The organism is Leptolyngbya sp. Heron Island J (assembly GCF_000482245.1).
Taxonomy (GTDB): Bacteria; Cyanobacteriota; Cyanobacteriia; order Phormidesmidales; family Phormidesmidaceae; genus Leptothoe.
The window spans coordinates 74,356-97,133 of record NZ_AWNH01000014.1 but is presented as its reverse complement, the minus strand read 5'-3'; the positions used below and the strand labels follow the sequence as shown (position 1 = coordinate 97,133).

Below are 22,778 nucleotides of genomic sequence, written 5' to 3'. Positions count from 1 at the left end.
TTCTTACCAACACATGATGCATTAGTATTCCATAAAAGTCACATTTGCATCACACTAGGCGCACATGTGGTGCATGGACAAAACACTAAATTTCTATAGTAAGTACGAGCCTGAACAATTTCTACTTCTGCATAATTACTTAACTTCAGCCAGTCTCTTAAAAAAATGAACGTTTAAACGCTTGACTTATTTTTGAAATTGCGAGCATGTCGTCACCCATATATTACCAGGTCTCTTTCTCTTCTGTTTGCCAGCCAGTCTTATTATTCTTTATCTCTATCATCACTGGCTGAAGCAATCTGTAATCTCTCTTCTAACCAGAGCAGTGCGCCATCGCCTATCCAGTAGCGTCTACACATGCAAATCTCAGTGATTGTGGCTGATTTTTCTATTTTTTGGATGCCTTTACTCCTATCTTTTAGGACAGTTTTACTCACAACTATGGCCGAGCTGTTCAGCTCTTTCCTAATATTTATCAATGGGTTGCCAAAGTAATCCCCTGATTCTGCCACTTATGACTATCTTCTCCTATCTGTGTGGACTGCTCTACGGATGGTTGTAGTATCCCATGGGCAGCACAAAGCCTTTGTTGTTCAAGCTGTCATTGTCGGCATGAGTACATTCTGTAGCCTGCTGGGGCTGTATAGCGTTGTGTGGCATCTTCAATGCACAGAACCAGAATACCTTAAGCACCTGATGGCGAGCCCAGTACTTGACGTGAAGAGTCTTTTTTCGCCAGGGCAAGTTATGTACCGGATCAAGCGGTATACACCTTGCTCAGACCTAGCTTAGCCAAGCCTTTTCGATAGGCAATGGATGTCTTATCTGCTTCAATGTGGTACTCGGTCCGTAGATCCAGGGGCAAATCCTCGGGATACTGAGCTTCTACGATTTCTTGATCTTCGGTAAAAATTTGTCGATTAAATTCGTAGACCGGCTCCAGGGGCTGATCTTGGTCAAAGTTGCGACATAGGGGAGAAAACAGCCGCGTCTTGCGGGCTGAAACCGGAGATGGGGCATTCAAAATGCATAGCCGCCCACCCTCGGGAAAGTGAACGCGTAAAATAGCGGCGAAGGGCAGAAACACATCAAAGACCCGCAGCCATTGAAAATTATCCGGAGCCCGATGCTGTAGGGCCTTTGGGAAATTGCTCACCGTGCTTAGATACTCTGCCCGGAGGCCATGGGCCATGGGTGTGACCGTGTAGGGGGGCACCTCTGGATTATCACGACTAGCAAAGGCTTCGTGGTGGACCCAGGCAAAGTGGGCCACATCAAGAAATCCTTCCATCTGACGACCGACTGCCGCGTTGATATCGAGGCTATCGGGCAAGATCGGCTGATAATCGGGGCTATCCCATTCCGGTAGCTGAGGTAAGTTGGCATCGCTGCCGTCTCCGGTGAGAGTGGTCCACACTAGGCCATAGGCTTCGCGGACAGGATAGGTTTTGAGGCAGAGCCTGGCTGGGATGTTGGCCTGGGGATTGGCAGGAATCAGTGTGCAGGCTCCACTGGCGTCGTAGTGAAAGCCATGATACTTACAGATCAGCTGGTCGTTTTTGATATGTCCCATACTCATGGGTACACCCCGATGGAGACACAGATCATTGGCGGCGGAAACGCCCTGACTGGTGCGCCAAATCACCAGACGCTGATCTAATAGGGCGACGGCGACGGGGCTGTCAGTGATGTCTTTGCTAAAGGCGACGGGGAACCAGAAGGGTGCGATCGCATCCCAATCACTTTCAGAAAACGTACATCCTCGGGGGTAGTGACCCAATGATTTACCTTTTTCTATTGAAACCATAACTACCCCAGTCTACTAAAGCGTGTCTGTAGGAAATTCTATACTCGCTATCGTTGCCAACTGTCATCGCTTTGTCTGTTGCCGTTTTGACGGTTTTTAACGGCTGCCATCATGTTTACCGACGGGCCATGGAGGCTGTGGCGGAGGACGGAGGACGAAAAAAGTGGTCCGAAGTTGACAGGTTTCAAGGTTCTAAATTTTCTTCCACTGGCTCGTTTCCTGCTGTGTCTGGCTCATTTGTCCCGAGCCGTAGACAAAATCTGCACTATAATCTTTTAGTCTTTTCAATCGCACTGATAAGGTAAAGGTATCGTTACCCCCAGTTACATTTCTTAAGAAAAGGTACATAATGTATCTGGCCACTTATAGATTGGTTTCGGCTTTGAAGCCTTTGAAATCGCTCACTGAACAGGAATGACATCCTTCGTGCTAGGCAATTTACCATTTCCAGGACAGGGCGGCGACCAGGTTGTCAGCAAGGCAGTTAGTACTGCCATCGCAGCCTTGTTTAAGCGTACAGGCAAGCTTGAGGCAACTGTACGAGCTGAGCCTGTGGCTAAGCTTCTGCAGGGGAGCGTTGATGGCTTTGACTTTGTCGGCCACAGCATGCTGATGTACAACGGTCTTCGCATTAAGGCGATGGAACTGTTTGTGCAGGCTGTATCCCTCGATTTTGGTGCCATATTCAAAGGTCAGATACGTCTGAAGCAGCCCACCCAAGCATCGATGCGTGTAGTGCTGACTGAAGATGATTTGACGACCTCATTCAATACGCCGTTTGTGGTTGAAAAGCTCCAACGGATGGAGTTTGAGGGGCAAGCTCTCCATTTCAGTAATACTGAAATGAATCTGAATGATGATAGAACCGTTAGTTTAACCAGTCAGGTGCGCATAGGCAGTAGCTCTGCTGCACCTCAGTTTGTCTCGCTGACTGCTCGTGTGGAAGTGTATGACCGCACTAAGCTGGCATTTGTGGATGTGAGCTGTGGAGGAACGGATACGGACGTTGCCCTGGGTGAAGCAATTGTTGCCCATGTTAATGCCCTGTTAGATTTAGATTCATTTGCCCTAGATGGCACTCAGCTGCGTATTGATAAAATCCGTATGCGGAATAAAGAAATGATCTTCTACGGTGTTGCTCATATCAACCAGTTTCCTAAGAAAAAGTAGTGATGCAGCTGTAGAAAGCATTCAAAGTTAACGCTTACCGGCGACATCAGTCGTTTGAATACTAAAGAAACTACAGGGCCAACGGGTAGCTATCTCCGTTGGCCCTGTAGTTTCTTTAAACTGGGCAACCAATAATGGTGCGATCGCAAAAATAATTGCCGCCCAATTAATTGATAAACTCCGACGGTAGTTGTGTAACCAACCAATTTCTCCTAACAACAAGCACAGGTTAGCCCACCCCAAAAGTGAGATAGACTGCCCGCCATATTTAGAGAGGATTGTTTGGGCCGTATTTGGAATGGATTTTGCGATCGCACCACAGACTTCACCTGCGACAACCCTGTGTGAATAATGCCCGAGTCGTTTTGATAGCCGCCATAATAGTTGATTGGCGACCAGTTGGGACTAACGGGCAGAGGGGGTGGCGCGAAGTTGCTAAATTCTGCGGCTCCGTAGACGGGCTTACCATCCACAATCGTCAGAACAGATTCCAGATGCTTAATACGTTCCTCTGGTATAGAGAAATAGTCTTCTGAAAGTACTGCCAAATCAGCTAACTGACCGGGCACAATGGCTCCCTGATTACCTTCTTGGTTAGAGAACCAGGCAGTTGCAGCGGTGTACAACCTGAGCGCATCCATCCGAGCCAAACGATTATCTTCAGTGTATAGTGTGGTGCCGCCAACAGTTTTGCCAGATGCCAGCCAGTATAGTCCAACCCAAGGATTATAGCTGGCCACGCGAGTACCGTCAGTGCCAGCGGCCAGGGGAACATCTGCGGCCAGAATTTTCTTGATCGGTGGCGTGTGTTTGGCGGCTTCAAAGCCATAGCGTTCAATGAAGTATTCACCTTGGTAGGCCATGCGGTGTTGAATCGCGATACCGCCACCCAATGCTTTGACTCGTTCGATGTTGCGATCGCTAATGGTCTCAGCATGGTCCAAGATCCAGTGCATGTTGTCAAAGGGCACATCTCGATTAACCTGCTCAAAGACATCTAAAAATCGGGTGATGGATTCATCGTAGGTGGCATGGAGACGGAAGGGCCAGTTGTTTTCTGCCAACAGCTGAATCACCTCGGTGAGCTGACCTTCCATGTCTGCCATTAGGTTAGGTCGGGATTCGGTAAAGTCTTCAAAATCGGCGGCGGAGAACACTAACATTTCACCGGCACCATTAAGCCGATAGAAATCATCCCCTTGCCCAGGGCTAGCAATGTCAATCCAACGCTCAAAGTCTTCTTTCTCTGCGCCCGGATTTTGCGTGAACAGATTATAGGAAACTCGTACGGTGAGTAAGTTGTCGTCGTGAAGCTTTTGAATAATCTGGTAATCATCGGGGTAGTTTTGGCCTCCACCGCCGGCGTCGATTACCCCAGTAATGCCCAGGCGATTCATTTCACGCAGGTAGTGGCGAGACGAGTTTATCTGATCTTCGAGACCAAGGATGGGACCTTGTGCGATCGAAGCATATAGAATGGCCGCGTTAGGCTTGGCAATCAGCATGCCGGTTGGATTGCCCTGACTATCTTTTTCAATCACAGACCCCGTTGGGGGAACAGTGTTGCGATCGATGCCAAGAGCTCTAAGGGCAGCCCGGTTGAGCAATGCCCGGTTGTATAAGTTAAGGATAAAGACTGGCACATCTTGAGACACTGCGTTAATTTCTGCCAGGGTGGGCATCCGCCGTTCAGCAAATTGAAATTCGCTCCAACCGCCGATTACGCGCACCCACTGAGGGGCCGGAGTTCTAATTGCCTGGTCTTTCAACATGCGTAGGGCATCAGCAAGAGAGGGTACTCCATCCCAGCGCAGCTCCATGTTGTAGTTCAAGCCACCGCGAATCAGATGGGTATGGGTGTCGTTCAAGCCCGGAATGGTGGTGCGACCATTGAGATCAATCAGTTCGGTCTGATCGCCTCTGTAGGCCATAATCTCTTTCTCTGAACCGACTGCTAGAAAGCGATTATCTTTAATAGCAACAGCTTCTGCAAAGGAGTGGCTGCCGTCCTGAGTGGCAATGCGACCATTATGCAGAATCAGATTCGCTTTAGCATCAACCGGATTTTGGCCCCAGGTTCGGCCTTTATTAAGGAGAGTTGTAGAAAACCCGGTGGCTAATGCCCACTTGAGAAAACCTCTTCTATCAAAACCTTGAAACTTACCCATGATGATTACCTCCGTTGATAACTATCAAACAAACAACCACCTGAAGCACAATTACATAGTCTGCTGAGGTTCCAGGTTGTGGCCGCAGAATGTTCACACCCAAGTGTCCCTCAACCTGTCGAGCATCGGCGGCGATGCCCCTGATCCATTCTTCGTATCCAGCTTCATGCCCCGATCTCACCTTTATTTGCCCGTGCGCGCGCGGTAGCTCATCATCAATCCGCGATAAAGCGGGATATGGTTAGACAACAGATTGCCCAGCCCCTCCATATCGTTGCGCCAATCACGGTGCAGTTCACACGCAACCGCAAACCAGTTGAGCAACTGCACGCCAGCAGCACTCATCCGTTCCCACGCTGTGGCCCGGACACCCTCATCGAATGTGCCGGAGGCATCCGTAACTACAAATACCTCAAAGCCTGCCTCGATTGCTGACAGTGCCACAAAGGCCACACAAACATCGGTAACCACCCCGGCAATGAGCAGCTGTGTTTTGCCAGTTGCCTTAACAGCAGCTACGAAGTCCTGGTTGTCCCAGGCATTGATTTGTCCAGGGCGAGCAATATACGGTGCATCAGGAAACGCTTCCTTGAGTTCTGAAACCAGAGGACCATTGGGGCCTTCTTCCATGCTGGTGGTCAGAATGGTAGGCAGGTTGAAAAACTTCGCGACATCTGCCAGGGCAAGAACGTTATTCTTAAACTCATTGGGAGGATAATCTTGCACAAGAGAGACTAACCCCGCCTGGTGATCTACCATCAGTAAAGCAGCATTATCCTTATTCAAGCGATTGTAGTTATACGACGTAGCCATCTAACTCTCCTCTTCTATATCTTTTTAAGAGCAAAAAAACAAACTTCAAACTGAGGTAATAACCTGATGGTTTTAGCATCCTCTCGTTTGTAAGGAGGCAGAGGGATCTTCTAGCATACCGAGGTTTTAACAATTCCCCTCCATCCCTCTTAATCAGCAACCGTGTACACACCTCTCGAAAGGAGTTCAAAATCTTGCATTACCCTTCTTATCCCCCTTTGCAAGGGAGAACACAGCCCTCTCCCTTGCAAAGGGAGAGTTAGAGGGAGTTAGTCAACTGTAAATGCTATTTACGATCACTTGTGTGTACACAGTAGCCCTTAATAAGAGGGAAAACTGCAGAAAGTATGATGTTACTCATTAACAAGCCCTAAGCCATATCCTCTGTTTGATTAAGCATAATCTAGCTAATCCACAGAGCAAAAATCTTTTCTATTCTTGCGATCTTTCATCCTTTGTGGCGTTTATTTGTTGTTCAACAAGAAGATCTTCAAAGACAAGGCGTTTGCCCCCAATTTGAGGCAATTGTAAGATGTGACTCCTGTTGGCAAGAATCGATCAGATCGCTTGCCTGGAAATCATCTATTTTAGAAACTATTGTCTAGTTTCAGTCACATCAAGTTAGTCCGGACATAAAAAGCTATGGATGGATTTAATACCAGCTCTGCCTTGTTTCAAGAGCCTAAATTTTATGAGCCAGGGTTTATGAAACCAGGGCTGATACCCCTGATGATATCTGGGACTGGCTCAATGGATATCCTCACACAGTAAATGTATCCAACTTGGATTGGAATTGCTCAAGCCACTGACCTTGGGGATACTGCAACGGCCCAAATGTATACAAAGATTGCCGCCATAGTGGAACAACACCTCTGGATATTAGAATCGCACTGTAATAAATGTTGATATGTAAAAACAGGCGTTGCTGAGCCTCGGGATGATTTAATCTGAAGAGCTTTGAGCTCTTTATCAGGTGAGTTAATAGGTGTATCTCTTAAATCAGCAATAGCAAAAAACAAAAACACAATATTTCTAGCAAGAACTGACAAGACTTGATGTCTACCTTTCCCCTTAGAATACTCCTGACGTAAGTGAGGATGCACCACACACAATGAATGCCATTGAAGCCATTTACAAACGGCGCGCTGTCAAACAATATGACTCCGACCATAGGCTTTCCGCAGAGGAAGAGCAAACGCTATTGACAGCAATGATTCAGGCACCTACTAGCTTTAACATTCAGCACTGGCGATTTGTGATTTTACGAGATCCAGAACTCCGAGCCAAAATCCGCAAAGAATACGGTAACGATCAGGCTCAAATGACCGATGCTTCATTACTCATTCTGTTTGCGGCTGACATGAAGGCCTGGCAGAAGAATCCCGAGCGCTATTGGGCCAATGCGCCTAAGGAGGTGTCTGATCTGTTAGTGGGATGGATGGGACCATTCCATGAAGGACGGGAATGGCTACAGCGAGACGAGGCGCAACGCTCGATTGGGATGGCAATGCAGACCGTAATGCTGGCAGCGCAAGAGCTAGGGTATCAATCCTGTCCGATGATTGGCTTTGATCTGGCCAAGGTGGCTGAACTAGTTAAGCTACCAGATGATCATGTGATTGGGCCGATGGTGGCGATTGGTAAGGGGATTAAAGAGCCCTGGCCCAAGCCTGGTCAGTTACCCCTTGAACAACTTGTGGTTGAAAATTCTTTTTAGAGAAAAGGCGTACTCGTTATGGATGTCAATACTAGCTTTGTTGGTTTTGCATTAGCAGTCTGCCTGGGTTTGGTGCATGTATTTGCTAGCCGGACCCAGTGGGTACGTCGTATTCCTCAACGCTGGTGGGTGTCAATTGCAGGCGGTGTGTCGATTGCTTATATTTTTCTGGATATTCTTCCTGAGTTGAGTCAGGCCCAAGCCGAAGTGGAGCACAGCAGCGTACCGCTTGTGGCCTATTTGGAAAACCATGTTTATATTCTGGCATTAGCGGGTTTAGCTATTTTTTATGGGTTAGAGAAGTTGGCGTTGAGGTCGCGATCGCACCAACAAAAAACAAAAGGCAGTGACTGCACCCATCCAGGTGTTTTCTGGCTCCATATCAGTTCTTTTGCTCTCTACAATGGCATACTCGGTTTTCTGCTATGGGAGGCTGAAAGCCATGGATTAGTCGCCTGTCTGTTGTTATTTTTCGCCCTGTCTCTACACTTTTTAGTCAACGACATTGGCCTACAGGAGCATCACAAACAGGCCTATGATCGCGTTGGGCGTTGGATTTTAGCTGCGGCTATTCTCCTGGGCTGGATATTAGGACGTGGCATGCACGAAACTGGAGCTGCTATCGCTGCAATTTGGGCCTTAGTGGCAGGTGGCATTATCCTCAATGTGCTCAAAGAAGAATTACCGGAAGAACAGGAGAGTCACTTTGGCATGTTTGTTACAGGCGCTGTTTGTTATTCGGCACTGCTGCTAGTTCTTTAGCCTAAATTTTGCTAAGTGAACACTTGACGGTTTGCTGCAATGGCTGTGAATAAACTATTGCAGCAAGCCGTTTCTTTGATTACTAGTTTCATGCGATCGCAACTGCGACAGGGTCCGAAGTATGGGTCTACAAGGCGTCTGATTACTTGGTAGCTGAGGCTTCGTTTGTTTTGGGCAGCAAGATACGCTGCTAGGTAGACAAGTGCCCGGTCTTCACATAAATCAGACAGCCTGCATCACTGAACGGCGTGTGGATGCTGTCGGGAGGGTTGCGTAGCCAGGTGCCCTGAGGATATACACCGTGCTCATCCGCGAACGCACCTGCGAGTACAAAAATTTCCTCTCCACCCCAGTGACGATGGGACTGAAACCTTGTCCCTGGTGCCCACTTCACCAGCGCCACCTGCTCAGTACCGTAGGCGTGGAGCGGCAACACCTGGAGCCCTTCTACTAAGCCAGGAGCCCAACCCGCCTGAGTGGTGTCAATAGTGACCTGTTGTTGATCCTGTGGGTCCATTTGCCGCAGCTTGACCAAAATGGTTGCGCCTTCTTTGCTGTGGGGCGTGTGGCTGGAACCCACGGGATTCCGCACATAGGTGCCAGGTCCAAAGTCGCCGTGCTCGTCAGAGAATACCCCTGCTAACACAAAAAACTCTTCACCGCCGCCATGGGTATGGGCTGAAAAGTAGCTACCGCGGGCATAGCGGACAATGGAAGTCGCTCTGGCAACTTCTTCTCCATCCCGTTCCAGCATGCGGCGTTGCACACCGGCCATAGGAGAATCAACCCAAGGGAGATCGTCGCTAAAAACAACAGCTCGTTGATTCAGATCAGCATAGATTTTCATGGCTTAAACCTCTTAAAAAAACTGTTGAGTGGTATTTGGTGCCGTTGGGTCGGCTAGTTGTATTGGTTACGTCCAGCCATCACACCACCGTCAACGTCCCAAACTGCGCCAGTGACCCAGGTAGCCTTGCTGGAGAGTAGAAAGCTAATGGCTTGCGCTACATCTTCTGGGGTGCCTACACGGCCAATGGGATGGAACCCATTAAAGCTTTGTAATGTGCCATGTACCTCATCTTTGGGAATAAACCCTTCGTAAATTGGAGTTTCGACCACGGCTGGAGATACGGCGTTGACGCGGATGTTGTTGCTAGCTAACTCCATGGCCAGGTGTTGAGTTAAGGAATGGAGCCCGGCTTTGGCCATGGAATAGGCCGATGAGGGCGTGGCCTGGATGGCTTGTTTGGCCCACATGGAGCCGACATTGACGATGGCTCCACCTTCACCACGTTCTATCATCTTCTTAGCCACTGTTTGAGTGAGGAAGAAGGTGGCTTTGTTGAGGTCGAGGTATAGGTCGTAGTCAGCTTCGGTATGCTCTAAAAATGCTTTAGGTAAAAAAACTCCAGCCGCGTTGACCAACAGGGTGGCATCGGCATGTTTTGTCGCTAGAAGATCGCTCAGCGCCCGACGTTCTTCCGGTTTAGTAATATCGGCTTGCTCACCGACCACAGGTCCATATGCCTGGAGTTCCTTGACAGCAGCCTGGAGCTTTGCAGCTCGTCGGCCAATCAGAACGGCGGACCCACCCCCTTGCAAAACTAGCTGGGCAACACGTTTACCCATACCGCTAGTACCGCCAATTACGATAAGCTTTTGTCCTTCGAATTGTTGAGTCATTGGACTGTCTCCTTTTTAAATAAATTACCTACTAGTAGGTAGGTAAGCGAGTAAAAAAATTAGCCAGCGGTGCTGAGGGTTGCTAACAGAGGTTTGGCAATGGCATCAAACGCCATTTCGCTATCTGTTGCCGCACGGGCTATCAGCTGTGCCCCCTGGACCGTTGCCAGCAAAAGCGAGGCTTCAGTCTCGGGAGAGATGCGCGGTTGTAGGTGACCGGCGGCTTCCCCTGATGCCAGTAGATCTGTGAGCCAGGCTTGTGTCTCTGAAAGGAAAATTCTGACCTCCTCTTGAATGGAGTCGGGTAGGACTTCAATTTCAGCGGACAACATGCCACACAGGCACATCTGGCGTTCGCTGAGGCCACTCCGGTAGAGCCCCACAAACTGTTGTAGCTGCTGGTGCGGGTCGGACTCAGACTGCTCAATGGCTTTCAACTTTTGCTGAAAGTTGGTGTGGTATCGCTTAACCAACTCCTTACCGAGTGCTTCCTTGGAAGGGAAGTGGTAATGAATGCTAGCCTTACGAATGCCTACCTGCTGTGAGATATCGGCGTAGCTGAAGGCGCTATACCCCCGACAACGTACGAGATCTTGAGCAACATTCAGAATTTGTTGAGCCGTTCCTTTCATAGTTAGATTGTCTACCTACTAGATGGTAGATGTCAACCCTTTAATAAATTTTTTTGCGGTTAATGGGTGGCGGGCTCAATGGGGCTGTCTTCTGTTGAGTCCCAAGTTGACTATTCCCAACCCCTTTCCGGCCTTCTTTGGTAAAGGAGATGAGGTTGCCTCAGAAACCGAGAATGCCTCGCGATTTTAGGCGTGATCTTGGTAAGCCACTTGCTTTAAATGTTGTAGGTGGTGAGATGACATTTACCCCATATTTAATTTAACCCCGTAGCATGCTTCTACTACTTGCAAAAAAGACTCGACGACGGGTGATTGCTGATGCCATGCGATCGCAAGCTGCACCTCAGGAGTAGGTGGTTGTATCGGACGATAGGCAATGCCAGCCTGGGCAAGCCGACTCGACTTCGGCAGCAAGGTAATGCCCAAACCAGACGCTACAAATCCCAGAGTCATTAGCAGATCATTGGTTTCCTGCTTAACTTTGGGCGCAAATCCTGCCTGGTGGCATGCATCTAAAAGTCGCAACAATAAACCGCAGCCATCATTACTGCGCCCCGTCACCCAGGGTTCATCAGCAAGCTGACTTAGGTCAATGTGTTCTTCGCAAGTTAATGGATGGCTGTCAGCCAGAGCTACTATCAGCGGTTCAGACAAAAGTGGTGCAACTTTGAGTCCATCCTCTGCAGCAATGGGCTCAATCAGTCCCATGTCGAGTTGCTCTTGTTGTAATGCCTCCACCTGCTTGCCAGAGGGCATTTCTTGCATAATCAGCTCCACGTCTGGAAACTGGGTGCGAAACTGACGAATGATTTCGAGAATCAGCTGATTATGGGCAGCCCCTTCAAACCCCAGAAACAGCTGTCCCGCTTCACCATGGGCTACCCGTCGAGCCGCTCGAATACCCTGCTCCATCTGGTTGAGAATTTGGCGGCACTCTGCCAAAAATACTTCACCTGCTGGCGTTAACGCGACTCGTCGATTGGTGCGTTCTAGTAGTGTGAATCTCAGCGTCTGCTCTAAACTCTGAATTTGCCGACTAAGTGGGGGTTGAGCAATCTGTAATCGCTCTGCCGCGCGGGTGAAGTTTAATTCCTCTGCTACCACCATGAAATAGCGCAGCTGACGGATTGAAAAATCGGCATCCATATTTAAAAGGTATTATTGCTCGCTGATTGAGTATTGGACGGTATCGTTGACGGCATCTATTATAAATCTAAAGAAAAAACAAAAAACCTATTAATTCTGTAGTCGAACTATCTTAGACGTGGCCGAAGTTAGCCATTTTGAACTTCCACCGAAACTCTTCTTTTGATCCGCTGATGCGACATCTAATTGTCCAACTTTTGGAGGGAATGAAGACAACAGGGCCGGTCGAACAACTCTATACAGACTCTTTTCTTAATGCCGTAGCCGTGCATCTTCTAAAAAATCATGTTGCCTGCAAAAGGGATATACCTGACTATGATGGCGGTCTTTCCCGATATCAGCTGCGTCGTACCATTGACTATATCCGAACCCATTTAGATCAGGATATTAAGCTGGCTGATCTTGCTGAGTTGTTAGGTATGAGTCAGTACTATTTTTGCCGCCTATTCCGTCAATCAATGGGCGTCCCACCCTACAAATACATCATTCAACAGCGAGTAGAACAGGCTAAATGGCTGCTTCGACAACCGCAGAAAATATCCATTGCTGCGATCGCACTAGAATGTGGATTTGCTAACCAAAGTGCTCTCAATAAACATTTCCGTAATCTCACTGGCACAACACCTAACGCTTATAGGAAGAGACTTTGAACAGGGCACAATGATCGAATTGGCCGGTTATTTCAACAATTGATAGGCGTATCTCCCATTCTTATCTGAATTCTGGCGTTACTAAATGACGGGATGAATTTTGGCTGATTTTGAAAGCTTTGATATGGCAACTCTTCAGTAATTCGATGAAATGCAATGCATTCACAGATTTAGCAACGCCGACGTCCGACCCACAATGCCATTAATCTTGTATTGATAGACATGTATCAGTACCCTTCTATTTTACGCCGATGATAAACCGACCCACCAACATCTACGACCACTACCATGCCCATGTTTATTTCGATGAAAACTCCGTGACGACAGCTGTCGCCATGTGTCAGGAGGCTGGGGAGCGTTTTGGGGTAACGGTGGGTCGAGTACACCAGAAACTGGTTGGCCCTCACCCTCGTTGGAGTTGCCAACTCGCATTTGATAAAAACCAGTTTGATGGATTGCTCCCATGGCTTGAGAACAACCGGAAGGATTTGACAGTACTTGTCCATGGACTGACTGGAAACGATCTTGACGATCACACCAAACACGCTTCCTGGCTTGGAGAGCCTGTTGCGCTCAATCTGTCGATTTTCAGGGATTAGACTCGCTATCAAGGATGTAGCTGATATGAGCGTACTCTTGGGAGTGGGTAAGAGTACGCCTGCAATCAATGACCCCTATCAGGGTAAATAAAACATACTTTTCCATAACTACCCTATCGAAACTCCATACCTTTTCCATAACGACGAAAGTGGTAACCAGCAATTACTGTTGGAGATATTAGAGGACAGTTAAGAACTCACGTCTGCCTACGCCATGGGCTGTTTTTATCTTGACTGAATACTCCAACAACGAAACACTTTCGAGAATTAAGGAACCACTCATTGTGGCTAACTCTGTAGTGACCAATCTAATACCTGAACCCACCGGACCCAACGGAGAAGCTGGCGAACCAACATACCTATCGTTTCTCAATCGAACCGATGAAATCGCTGTTCAAAACGTAGTGGGTCTAGATCTTGCCAGTGCTGCCTTTGAGTATGCCACCGTTTAAGAGGTGTGTGATGAGAATTGCTCACGATATTACTCAATTAATTGGCCATACTCCTCTGGTACGGTTAAATCGTATTCCCCAGGCCGAAGGCTGTTTGGGCAAGATTGTGCTCAAGCTGGAGGGGATGAATCCAACATCGTCTGTTAAAGATCGCATTGCTCTCAGTATGATTCAATCAGCTGAAGCAGCTGGAGATATTTGTCCGGGTCAATCGATTTTGGTCGAAGCGACGGCAGGAAATACAGGCATTGCCTTGGCAATGGCGGCAGCTGTGAAGGGGTATTCTCTGATGCTGACGATGCCAGATGACATGAGTCTGGAACGGTGTAAGTTGCTGAGGGCTTATGGTGCAGAGTTATTGTTGACACCAAAACATGAGGGTATGCGGGGGGCGATCGCACTGGCGGCTGACGTTGTGGCTACGAACCCCAATGCTTACATGTTGCAACAGTTTCAGAACCCCATCAATCCTCAGGTACACTGTCAAACAACCGCCCATGAAATCTGGACTGATACTGAGGGACAGGTGGATATTGTTGTCGCTGGTGTGGGTACGGGTGGGACCATCACTGGCATTGCTTCTAGCCTCAAGCCGCGTAAACCCTCCCTGCAAGTGATTGCTGTAGAACCAGCGGCCAGTCCTGTGCTATTGGGAGGGAAGCCGGGACCCCATCAAATTCAAGGGTTGGGAGCTGGGTTTGTACCCGATTTAATGCGGGTTGACCTGCTGGATGAGGTGATACCCGTGACGGATCAAGATGCGATCGTTTACGGTCGCCGATTGGCTAGTGAAGAGGGCATCTTGTCTGGTATTTCCACGGGTGCTGCCCTTGGTGCTGCCATTCAGGTGGCGCAGCGTCCGAAGAATAAGGACAAGCTAATTGTAGTAGTGCAACCTAGTGCAGGCGAGCGTTACTTGAGCACTAGTTTGTTCAACAATTTGACGGCTCAGTCGATGGCTGTCGCCCAGCCACTGAAACAGTTGATTTCTGACGAGACGATCTCAGCTGTCACGGTCCCAAGCTATCACCGTACCTATGCGTCAGTGTCTTCCTAATCACTAGCTCGAACTTTGAGATCAGGACTCAGTGTCATGTTTGTTATTGCCATGCGACGGCGGTTGCGATCGCCACCAGAGACTCGATGTGGTTTAACCACCCATTATTTCATACCTCACAGGGCTTCCAATCGTTTGTGACTGTTCAAACCAACCAACAATTACTCAACTAAAGGAGATTATCATGACATTACAACTTGGCGATATTGTTCCGAACTTTACCCAGCAAACTACCGAAGGTGAAATCAACTTTTACGATTGGGCGGGTAATGATTGGGTCGTATTGTTTTCACACCCGGCTGACTATACGCCTGTTTGCACCACCGAACTGGGTAGCGTGGCTAAACTCAAGTCTGAGTTTGCCAAACGAGGGGCAAAGGTGGTTGCTCTCAGCGTAGATGGTGTAGAGTCCCACCAGGGCTGGATTAGTGACATTAATGAAACCCAAAATACCACTGTCAACTATCCCATCATTGCCGATGATGATAAAACCGTTGCAAACCGCTACGGCATGATTCATCCCAATGCTAATGCCAAAGTCACCGTGCGCACGGTGTTTGTGATTGACCCCCACAGGAAGTTGCGATTAACGCTTACCTATCCCCCTAGCACAGGGCGTAATTTCAATGAGATTTTGCGTGTGCTAGATTCACTGCAGTTAACCGATAACTACAGTATGGCCACCCCTGTTGATTGGCAAGATGGAGAGGATGTGGTGGTTTCACCCGCGATTTCCACCGATGCTGCGCAACAGAAGTTTCCTAAAGGGGTAACCGAGATTAAGCCCTATTTACGGATGACGCCCCAACCTAATCGATAGCTTATCCGGCCTTGTCGTAAGGTGCGTCACACAGAGTGGTGACGCATCAGACTCTTGTTTATCAGGGTGCGTTGGGCTATATTGCCGCAACACACCCTACCGCATTGCTCTAAGCGTCTCATATGATTATCCGCATTGCTCAACTCGATGATATCGAAACACTCTTTGATATCAGAACCAGCGTTACTGAAAACCATCAATCTCGCGCAGAAATTGCGGCCTTAGGCATCACCCCTGAATCGATCGCTGAAATGCTACAAACCGATTGCTGTGCCTGGATTGCTGAAATTGATCATCAAGCAGTTGGCTTTGCCATCGCCAATAAAACCGACAAAACAATTTTTGGTATATTTATTTTGCCTGACTATGAAGCATGCGGTGCCGGTCGTCGCTTAATGCAAGCTGCTGAAGACTGGCTATGGGCTGCAGGCATTCCAGAAATCTGGCTGGTGACAGAAAATGATCCTAATCTGAGGGCCTATGGGTTTTATTTACATCTGGGATGGATACCGGTGGGTATTGAGTCCGAGGGACCGTTTGCTGGTGAAATGAAGTTTATCAAAAAACAGAATTCAAGGCTTTGCTGTCAAAGTGATCACCAATTTTCTTCTAGTTGATGTGAATCCTTAGAATCATGATGGACAAATGCAGCTCATGTGGTGCAGAAACGCCCCGATCAACAACAGGAGTCACCCATGCCTATTTAGATGCTTCGCCAGGATGTTGGGCGAGATACGGCGAAGTGTTAGCACGGGAATATTCCAATGCCCAGTACTTTGCGGTGCATGCCATTACGGTTGATGCTTACGCCATTCAGCATCCTGGCACCGAAGGTCCTCAGACCATTAATTCCGTTAATTTACACCTAGCCAGTTTGTATGGGTACTACCAAAATCATGTCGAAATTGGCCAGCTCTCCCAGTTCAAGAGTGATCTCACCAAGCGCAAAGAGCAGTTTCGGTGGTTACCGCCTCCCCAAGATTTAGGAAGCATAACTATTAACAATATCTGGCAAGCTGATACGGCTGAGCAACACTGTGAACTGGTTCTGCAGTGGGGTGAAATTGTGTTTAACTGTTGGCGCGAATATCATAGCTATATTAAAGAGATTTGTTCATGAATACGCTGTGAATTTCTAAGACTGCTGGCAGTAAAGGCTTCTGGTGATCGGAAAAATAGTCTGTTTGTGGCACCCTATCCCTGCATTTCCATAGCGCCCAGATTTTTTAGAATTGCTTTTTGAGAATCTGTTAACCCTGTTACCCCAGTAATGTTCATGCCTTCGTAGGGACGCTTAGCCCTGAGAGTTTTCAGACACTCTCCCGTTTCAGGGCTCCATAGCCGAACGGTTTCATCCAAGCTACAGGTAGCCAACCAGGTGCCATCGGAGTTCCAGGTGACTCCTCTCACTTCATCGTCATGACAATTGAGGATGCGATCGCAATTGCCAGTAACCACATTCCATAATCGCACCGTTCCATTTTGGGACGCACTGGCCAACCAACGTCCGTCAGGATGCCAGGCGATTGACCAGATCTGGGCTGGATGTTCCAAGGTTTTCAAGCATGTTCCCGATCGCCAATCCCAGAGCTTCAGTGCGCCGTGCCTCACTAAGCCATCGTCAGAACTGCTGGCCAGCAAGTGTTGACAGCCGATAAGATCCGCAACAGTTGCTGGTGCAAATGCGAGGGTATATACGGTTCCTGTATGCCCTTCACAGGTCTGCAGACATTCTCCAGTGCTACCATCCCATATGTAAATCGGCCCCACCTGAACACCACTGGCTAAGATGTCGTCGGTCTCATGCCAGGCAACGCTGTTCACAATAAATTGATGTTTCAGAGTGTGGTGACATTCCCCTGTATCCGCCTCCCAAATTTTGACGGTGCTATCAACAGAGGCACTGGCTAGCTTTTTCCCGCTAGAATTCCAGGCGACGGCCAGGACGAGATTAAGATGTTCTTCAAAAATGAGAATACACTGAGCGGTTTCAAGGTTGAATAGCTTGACGGTTTTATCTTGCGAAGCACTGGCGAGAGTTTGACCGTTCGGGCTAGAGGCAATGGCCCAGATCAGACTGCTGTGGGCCTGGATTGTGTGGCAACAGATGCCAGTAGCGGTCTCCCATAAGCGAATGGTGCCGTCTTGATGGGCGGCTACCAGGTGTGGGCCAATGCTGCTGATATCCCAAATCGCTAAGCTATAGCCCTGCCAGGTTTGTAAACACTCTGCCGTTTTAGTGTTCCATAGTTTGATAGCTTGATCATCTCCCCCACTGGCCAGGATGTCTCCCGTTTGATTAAAGGCAGCGGACCAGACATTACTGATATGTCCCTGGAAAACCTTTAACAATTTTCCTGTGGCCGTTTCCCACAGTTCCACCACTGCATTTTGACAGCTGGCCGCCAGCATATGACCATCCTGGCTAAAGGTCAACGACCAGGCAATTCCCCAGTGACTGTGCAATGTCTGAATGCATTCATTGGTTACCAAATCCCAGATCTTAATCGTGCCGTCCTGGGCGCTGCTCGCTAACAGTGTGCCCTCACTATTGAGGGCAACTGACCACACCAGAGCCGTGTGACCGGATAACGCCCGCAGCTGTTTTCCTGATGTCGCATCCCAGATCAAAATTCTACGGTCGCCATCAGGATAGACTAAAAGACTACAGGTATCCCCTGACGATGTTCTACATTTTCCCCAAGCCACGAAGGCAAGACGGGGGGCATTGATATTCAATGTGTTGACCAGTGCTCCAGTTTCGACATCCCAGATATTGAAGCAGGGACCCAAGCCGACACTAGCCACCTGCGTACCATCCGGACTCCAGGCAATATAGCCAACGGGGGGGCCATGGTTGAGGCTGTTTACACACCGCCCGGTTGTCACATCCCATATTTTCACCATCCCGTCATAGGACCCACTGGCTAGCCAGCGGCCATCTGGGCTAAAAGCAACTTTCCAAATCCAGGTGAGGTGAGCTGAATAGACAGCCTTTATTTGCCCGTAGGGCATCTCTCGCAGGTAAATATTCCCCTGGGTATCTGAACTGGCCAGCAGCTGGTCGTCTGGACTAAACGCTACGGACAAGATATTGCTAAATGTCTCTGTAAAAAGAGATTTTGTCAGATCGCTATGGGCAAAGTTAACATCATGCAGCTCCACTTGCTGTAGACAGGCGTGCCAAATCTTGAGATTGGAAAAATCGAAGTTGGCAAGAGGTAGTCCTAGGTGATGACAAATATTGATGACATTACCGCCACCATAGCCTGAGCCCTGGAGCCCTAACTGCCGTAACCTGGCGAGTAGGTGATGTATTTGTTGTTCTAGCGCCGGAAGGGGCGTGCAGACGCGGCTGAATTCTTGGGCAATGGGTCCTAAGATTAGCTGTTGCTGGCTGTCGCGGACATATTCCACCACTGTTGTTTTCACCAGGGCATGGCGAGTTAATAAATCAAGGTTCCCCGTGGTTAATTCACTGACAATTTGTTCAATGAGACACCCACAGACATATTCCATAATGACGGGCTGTTGGGTGTAACGTCCCTTTCGTTTTTCCAGTAGGTTGCGCCGACAGAGGGCTTCTAGGGCATCCAAAATCCGTCCTTTGGAGACGGGGGGGACTACGTCTTCATGTAAGTCTGTGACCGTAGTCCACTCCCGATTAATGGCGAGCCAGTACATCAGGGTGTTTTCCAGTGCCGACAGCCGCGCAAACTGTTTGGCAAGCAGGGTACGCACTCCATTAAACAGGGGGGTATCCTGCTCTAAAAACAGATTAATGTTGCTGTCAAACAGATCCTGAATGGAGGTAGCGGCAATTTTGAGGGCCAGGGGATTACCGCCATAGGTGGCAATTAATGTTTGGCAATCAGCGGTGGAACCGGCTAATCCCTTTGCGGTCATTAGGGCGGTGGCCTCTGTTGCCATGCCAGGGACAATTTGCGATCGCACCGCTAGTGCCGCCCCTTCCTGGGTAGCCAACACCTCCGGTTTTTCTCGGCTGGTAATAATTAAGCAGCTCTGGTGCGGAGTGTCTCCCACCATTTGCAGCAGTTGTTCATAATCTTCATAGCCAGTCCGAAAAGAGCCCAGGGGTTGGGGTTGCAAAATCGTTTCTAGATTATCCAACACTAGTAGGCATTTATGAGCCCGCAGATGTTGCAATAGCGCATCAAGTCGGGGGCGAGCATCCCGCTGCTGGGACAGGAGAGGCACCCACTGGGTTAAGAGAGTTCCCAGGGATGGGGCATTGCGTAAACTACGCCAAACAACAATCTCAAAGTTATGCTGCAGCTGTTGCACCAGCTTAGCGGCCAGGGTGGTTTTACCAATTCCCCCCAGCCCCAAAAGCCCTACCAGACGGCTGTTATCCTGCAAAATCCAATGGGAGAGTGTAGCCAGCTCATGGGTGCGCCCCACGAAGAAAGATACATCGGGGGCCTCTCCCCAATCGATATCGGGCTGTTTGGCTGGCGGTGGGGCTGGCAACTTCACTGCACCAGGGCTAGTGGCTGTCTCCACTGGAGTTTGGTAGCGATGCAGGGCCTGCTGGAAGTTGGTTTTGCTAACTTTTTCCCCGAGGGCCTCAGACAGGACTCGCCATAGCTTGGGGCCAATGTCCCGTTTCAGATAGTTGATGGAATAGCCGGAATCTGCGGCGATTTGCTCGTAGGTGCGGTTTGCGATCGCGCCTGTAATAATCGCTGTTTCCACATCAGATAGGTAGCGTCCCGTTTCAGTAAAGACAGCTGTATTGGCCGCATTAAGGATGAGTTCTGTAGTTGTCATGCTGCTAACTAAGCCCCCTCGACCACGGCACCAACACGTCAAAACTGACTAAGGAATGAGGATTCAACTAGCTCCTATCTTTTGCCGTACAGGCGTGCCATGGCATGCCTATGCAGACAACATTGTTGGATCTGATAAAATCCTGATCCCTAAGAACTGACTAAATCTTACCTTGATCGAACAGGTTACCCCTTATATCAATTGGTCGGGTAAACATAAACGGACGGTCAAAGGGATTAATCTAATCACCTTGTACTACACCGATCTATGCGGTCATTCGTATCCCATCGACTTTTGCATTGACGATCAACGGGAGGGCAAAACCAAGAATGACTATTTTAGAGAGATGGTGCTCGACGTTAAGCCGTGGAGCATTAAACCGACGGTAGCTTATTCTGGCTCATGTAACTGAAGCCACCTGGGCTTGACACCATTAATAGGTTTTTCTCAATGGGTACTTCTATTTCTCAATGGGTATTTCTATATATACTCTCTAAGTACCAGAGATATTAATCATAGCGCTGCCCATTTGGCATAGTTGCCTGGTACAGATTTGCCTGATGCAGTAATGTACCCGTTAGGTCAGCACCCGTTAGATCAGCCTCTTTGAGATTGACTCCGGTCAAATCAGCATAGCTGAGGTCAGCCCCTTGTAGATTAGCCTCGCTAAGATCAGTAGGGAAACTCCCAGGCCGATAATCTTTGGCTAATTTAGCGCGGCATAATTTAGCCTGAGATAAATCAGCACCTCGGAGAATTGCACCGCTTAAAAGCGCGTAACTTAGCTCTGACTGACTGAGATTGGCATGTCCTAGATCGGTCCTCTGGTCTGTATTTGAACGTAAATCAGCATCAAATAAGCAAGCCATTCTTAAGTTGGCATTGCTCAAGTTTGCTCCACATAAGCTCGCTTTAACCAGATTGGCCTGCTCTAAGGTGGCGTCATTCAAAAGTGCACTACTTAAGTCTGTTTCTCGCAGCTGTGCATGCTTCAAATTAGCATTGCGTAAATCACTGCCCCAGAGAATGGATTCACTCAGGTTGCTATCCTCAAAATTAGCACGACAAAAGTGTGTACGCCCCAAGCGCGACTGTCTTAAGTCAGAGTTACTCAGGTTAATATCGCTTAAATCAAGTTGAAGCAGCTCAAGCTCTAAAAGTCTCAATCCAGAGAAATCGCGTTTACCAACATTATAGGCACTGAGAAGTTCATTGCTGTCCATAGCTGTATAGGGAGTGAATTCTTTAAATTAGCATGAACTACCGGATCGCTTAGCAAACTTCCATGGATGAGAACAACCATGGAAGTCATTGGATATTTCCGAGTACTAGGAGTTATTTCACCCAGATTGAGAGCTCGTGTGGGTTCTCCACTTTGTTCTATCGTACCGTTTCTCTCATGGCTTCGGCATCAATGGGGCGGAGCAGATAAAGATACAACAGATCCCCTAGGGTGCTGGTCACCAGGGTAGCCTTTCTCAAGATTTTCCAAATTTTAGGGGCTGATCCTTCGGCAATGGCTTTCATTTTTAGATTGCGGGCAGCGCATCGGTCCAGTCGCTTAAAGAATTCAGGATGATCGACATTCAGAATCACAGGGAATGCACGGGCTGAGGTGTTGTTGGTTTCGCGGATAACGTCGATATCAAACTGGGTGGCGTCGAGACCCAGCGTTTCATAAAACTTGGTGCGTTCGTGGACAGTGAGACTGTGGGTGGCAAAGACGGAGAGTAGAAAAAAGCGGCTCCAGAGACGAGATTGCCAGGTTTTCCACATGTTGGGTTGCGATCGCAACAACGCTTTAAAGATATCGCCATGGCGGTTCTCATCCTGACACCAGCTTTCAAAATAATTAAACAGCGGATAGAAGCGATTCTCAGGCTGCTGTTCTAAATGCCGATGAATCAGAATATAGCGCCAGTAGCCAATTTTCTCGGATAGATAGACCGCATAGATAATCCACTCCACTGGGAAAAACGTATAGTTTCGCTTTTTAGTGAGTTTGCCAAGGTCTAAGGAGATATTAAAATCTGCCATCGCCTTATTCAAAAAGCCAGCATGGCGGGCTTCATCTCGGGCCATCAGTGCAAAGATTTCTGCCAGCATTGGACTGCGGTTCTTGAGCTTGCGAGATAATTCCTTAAACAACAGAAATCCCGAAAACTCAGAAACACAGGAGCGCTCCAGATAATCTACAAATGCCTGTCGCTCTTCTCCCTGAATATGATCCCAGGTTTGCTTAAAGTCCTCGTTGCGCACAAAGTGATGACGATTATAGTCAGCCCTCATTTCCGATAGCATTGCCTGTAAATCCACCTCGCCTGCCGAAAGATCTAACGCCGCCGCCTTCTCAAAGTCGGTGGTGTAAAAACGTGGCGTCAGCAGGTTCTCTTCAACCTGGGATTTTGGACCCGTGGCAAGCTTGGCAGCGGATGGAGTAGTACTGACCATAGAGTTTTTCTACCTCAAATATCCATTCATAACTTTATAGGTATTAAAAGAATAATATGA

The 22,778-nt window shown here is 48.5% G+C and carries 22 protein-coding genes and 1 pseudogene; 12 read left to right on the top strand and 11 right to left on the bottom strand.

Annotation, left to right across the window (positions count from 1 at the left end):
* The first annotated feature begins 247 nt into the window (after positions 1-247).
* Complete coding sequence (locus tag N836_RS78130; RefSeq protein ID WP_161634925.1) at positions 248-373, top strand: hypothetical protein; 126 nt, start codon at positions 248-250, stop codon at positions 371-373.
* Between the two features lie 384 nt (positions 374-757).
* On the opposite strand, the gene N836_RS44060 is transcribed toward N836_RS78130, so the two are convergent.
* A complete protein-coding gene (locus N836_RS44060; protein WP_023070992.1) occupies positions 758-1,807 on the bottom strand; it encodes an aromatic ring-hydroxylating oxygenase subunit alpha in 1,050 nt (349 codons plus the stop codon).
* 414 nt (positions 1,808-2,221) lie between these two features.
* Here N836_RS44060 and N836_RS44055 point away from each other — a divergent pair, with 414 nt between their 5' ends.
* The gene (locus tag N836_RS44055) at positions 2,222-2,977 is read left to right on the top strand and encodes an LmeA family phospholipid-binding protein (RefSeq protein WP_023070991.1); all 756 of its coding nucleotides are present in this window, start codon (positions 2,222-2,224) and stop codon (positions 2,975-2,977) included.
* A gap of 27 nt (positions 2,978-3,004) precedes the next feature.
* On the opposite strand, the gene N836_RS44050 is transcribed toward N836_RS44055, so the two are convergent.
* From N836_RS44050 to ycaC, 3 genes are all read right to left on the bottom strand, one after another.
* Complete coding sequence (locus tag N836_RS44050) at positions 3,005-3,199, bottom strand: hypothetical protein (protein ID WP_152532053.1); 195 nt, start codon at positions 3,197-3,199, stop codon at positions 3,005-3,007.
* The gene (locus N836_RS44045; RefSeq protein ID WP_023070989.1) at positions 3,190-5,145 is read right to left on the bottom strand and encodes an amidohydrolase; all 1,956 of its coding nucleotides are present in this window, start codon (positions 5,143-5,145) and stop codon (positions 3,190-3,192) included. Before N836_RS44045 ends, N836_RS44050 begins: the two co-directional genes overlap by 10 nt.
* Positions 5,146-5,328: 183 nt before the next feature.
* Positions 5,329-5,958, bottom strand: coding sequence for an isochorismate family cysteine hydrolase YcaC (gene ycaC / locus N836_RS44035; protein WP_023070987.1), 630 nt, complete (start codon positions 5,956-5,958; stop codon positions 5,329-5,331).
* Positions 5,959-7,069: 1,111 nt separating this feature from the next.
* Between ycaC and N836_RS44030 the strand changes: the two genes are divergently transcribed.
* Both N836_RS44030 and N836_RS44025 read left to right on the top strand, forming a co-directional pair.
* Entirely contained in the window at positions 7,070-7,675 is a 606-nt protein-coding gene (locus N836_RS44030) for a nitroreductase family protein (protein ID WP_023070985.1), read from the top strand.
* 18 nt (positions 7,676-7,693) lie between these two features.
* Entirely contained in the window at positions 7,694-8,437 is a 744-nt protein-coding gene (locus tag N836_RS44025; RefSeq protein WP_023070984.1) for a hypothetical protein, read from the top strand.
* 190 nt (positions 8,438-8,627) lie between these two features.
* Here N836_RS44025 and N836_RS44020 read toward each other — a convergent pair whose 3' ends face one another.
* The 4 genes from N836_RS44020 to N836_RS44005 form a co-directional block, all read right to left on the bottom strand.
* The gene (locus N836_RS44020; RefSeq protein WP_023070983.1) at positions 8,628-9,284 is read right to left on the bottom strand and encodes a cupin domain-containing protein; all 657 of its coding nucleotides are present in this window, start codon (positions 9,282-9,284) and stop codon (positions 8,628-8,630) included.
* 53 nt (positions 9,285-9,337) lie between these two features.
* Positions 9,338-10,120 carry an SDR family NAD(P)-dependent oxidoreductase gene (locus tag N836_RS44015; RefSeq protein WP_023070982.1) on the bottom strand — a complete coding sequence of 261 codons (783 nt, stop codon included), beginning with the start codon at positions 10,118-10,120 and terminating at the stop codon, positions 9,338-9,340.
* A gap of 59 nt (positions 10,121-10,179) precedes the next feature.
* Positions 10,180-10,752, bottom strand: coding sequence for a TetR/AcrR family transcriptional regulator (locus tag N836_RS44010; RefSeq protein ID WP_023070981.1), 573 nt, complete (start codon positions 10,750-10,752; stop codon positions 10,180-10,182).
* A gap of 243 nt (positions 10,753-10,995) precedes the next feature.
* Positions 10,996-11,898 carry a LysR substrate-binding domain-containing protein gene (locus N836_RS44005; RefSeq protein WP_023070979.1) on the bottom strand — a complete coding sequence of 301 codons (903 nt, stop codon included), beginning with the start codon at positions 11,896-11,898 and terminating at the stop codon, positions 10,996-10,998.
* A gap of 206 nt (positions 11,899-12,104) precedes the next feature.
* Between N836_RS44005 and N836_RS44000 the strand changes: the two genes are divergently transcribed.
* The 7 genes from N836_RS44000 (at position 12,105) to N836_RS72840 (ending at position 16,596) form a co-directional block, all read left to right on the top strand.
* Positions 12,105-12,548 carry a helix-turn-helix domain-containing protein gene (locus N836_RS44000; RefSeq protein WP_200867382.1) on the top strand — a complete coding sequence of 148 codons (444 nt, stop codon included), beginning with the start codon at positions 12,105-12,107 and terminating at the stop codon, positions 12,546-12,548.
* A 251-nt stretch (positions 12,549-12,799) separates the two neighbouring features.
* On the top strand, positions 12,800-13,147 hold the full coding sequence (locus tag N836_RS43995; RefSeq protein ID WP_023070977.1) for a DOPA 4,5-dioxygenase family protein: 348 nt from the start codon (positions 12,800-12,802) through the stop codon (positions 13,145-13,147).
* A gap of 284 nt (positions 13,148-13,431) precedes the next feature.
* The gene (locus N836_RS76345; protein ID WP_023070976.1) at positions 13,432-13,599 is read left to right on the top strand and encodes a hypothetical protein; all 168 of its coding nucleotides are present in this window, start codon (positions 13,432-13,434) and stop codon (positions 13,597-13,599) included.
* Between the two features lie 10 nt (positions 13,600-13,609).
* Complete coding sequence (gene cysK / locus N836_RS43990) at positions 13,610-14,656, top strand: cysteine synthase A (RefSeq protein ID WP_023070975.1); 1,047 nt, start codon at positions 13,610-13,612, stop codon at positions 14,654-14,656.
* A gap of 184 nt (positions 14,657-14,840) precedes the next feature.
* A complete protein-coding gene (locus N836_RS43985; protein ID WP_023070974.1) occupies positions 14,841-15,476 on the top strand; it encodes a peroxiredoxin in 636 nt (211 codons plus the stop codon).
* Between the two features lie 122 nt (positions 15,477-15,598).
* A complete protein-coding gene (locus N836_RS43980; RefSeq protein WP_023070973.1) occupies positions 15,599-16,093 on the top strand; it encodes a GNAT family N-acetyltransferase in 495 nt (164 codons plus the stop codon).
* A gap of 17 nt (positions 16,094-16,110) precedes the next feature.
* Positions 16,111-16,596 (top strand): DUF5946 family protein, encoded by a 486-nt coding sequence (locus N836_RS72840; RefSeq protein ID WP_152532052.1) that lies wholly within the window; start codon positions 16,111-16,113, stop codon positions 16,594-16,596.
* A 74-nt stretch (positions 16,597-16,670) separates the two neighbouring features.
* Here N836_RS72840 and N836_RS43970 read toward each other — a convergent pair whose 3' ends face one another.
* On the bottom strand, positions 16,671-20,267 hold the full coding sequence (locus N836_RS43970; RefSeq protein ID WP_023070971.1) for an NB-ARC domain-containing protein: 3,597 nt from the start codon (positions 20,265-20,267) through the stop codon (positions 16,671-16,673).
* A 202-nt stretch (positions 20,268-20,469) separates the two neighbouring features.
* Between N836_RS43970 and N836_RS74385 the strand changes: the two are divergent.
* Positions 20,470-20,649, top strand: a pseudogene (locus N836_RS74385) (IS701 family transposase); the annotation flags it as partial.
* A 127-nt stretch (positions 20,650-20,776) separates the two neighbouring features.
* Here N836_RS74385 and hetL read toward each other — a convergent pair.
* Both hetL and acsF read right to left on the bottom strand, forming a co-directional pair.
* Entirely contained in the window at positions 20,777-21,490 is a 714-nt protein-coding gene (gene hetL / locus N836_RS43965) for a heterocyst differentiation pentapeptide repeat protein HetL (protein WP_023070970.1), read from the bottom strand.
* A 157-nt stretch (positions 21,491-21,647) separates the two neighbouring features.
* The gene (gene acsF / locus N836_RS43960) at positions 21,648-22,718 is read right to left on the bottom strand and encodes a magnesium-protoporphyrin IX monomethyl ester (oxidative) cyclase (protein WP_023070969.1); all 1,071 of its coding nucleotides are present in this window, start codon (positions 22,716-22,718) and stop codon (positions 21,648-21,650) included.
* Positions 22,719-22,778 lie beyond the last annotated feature (60 nt).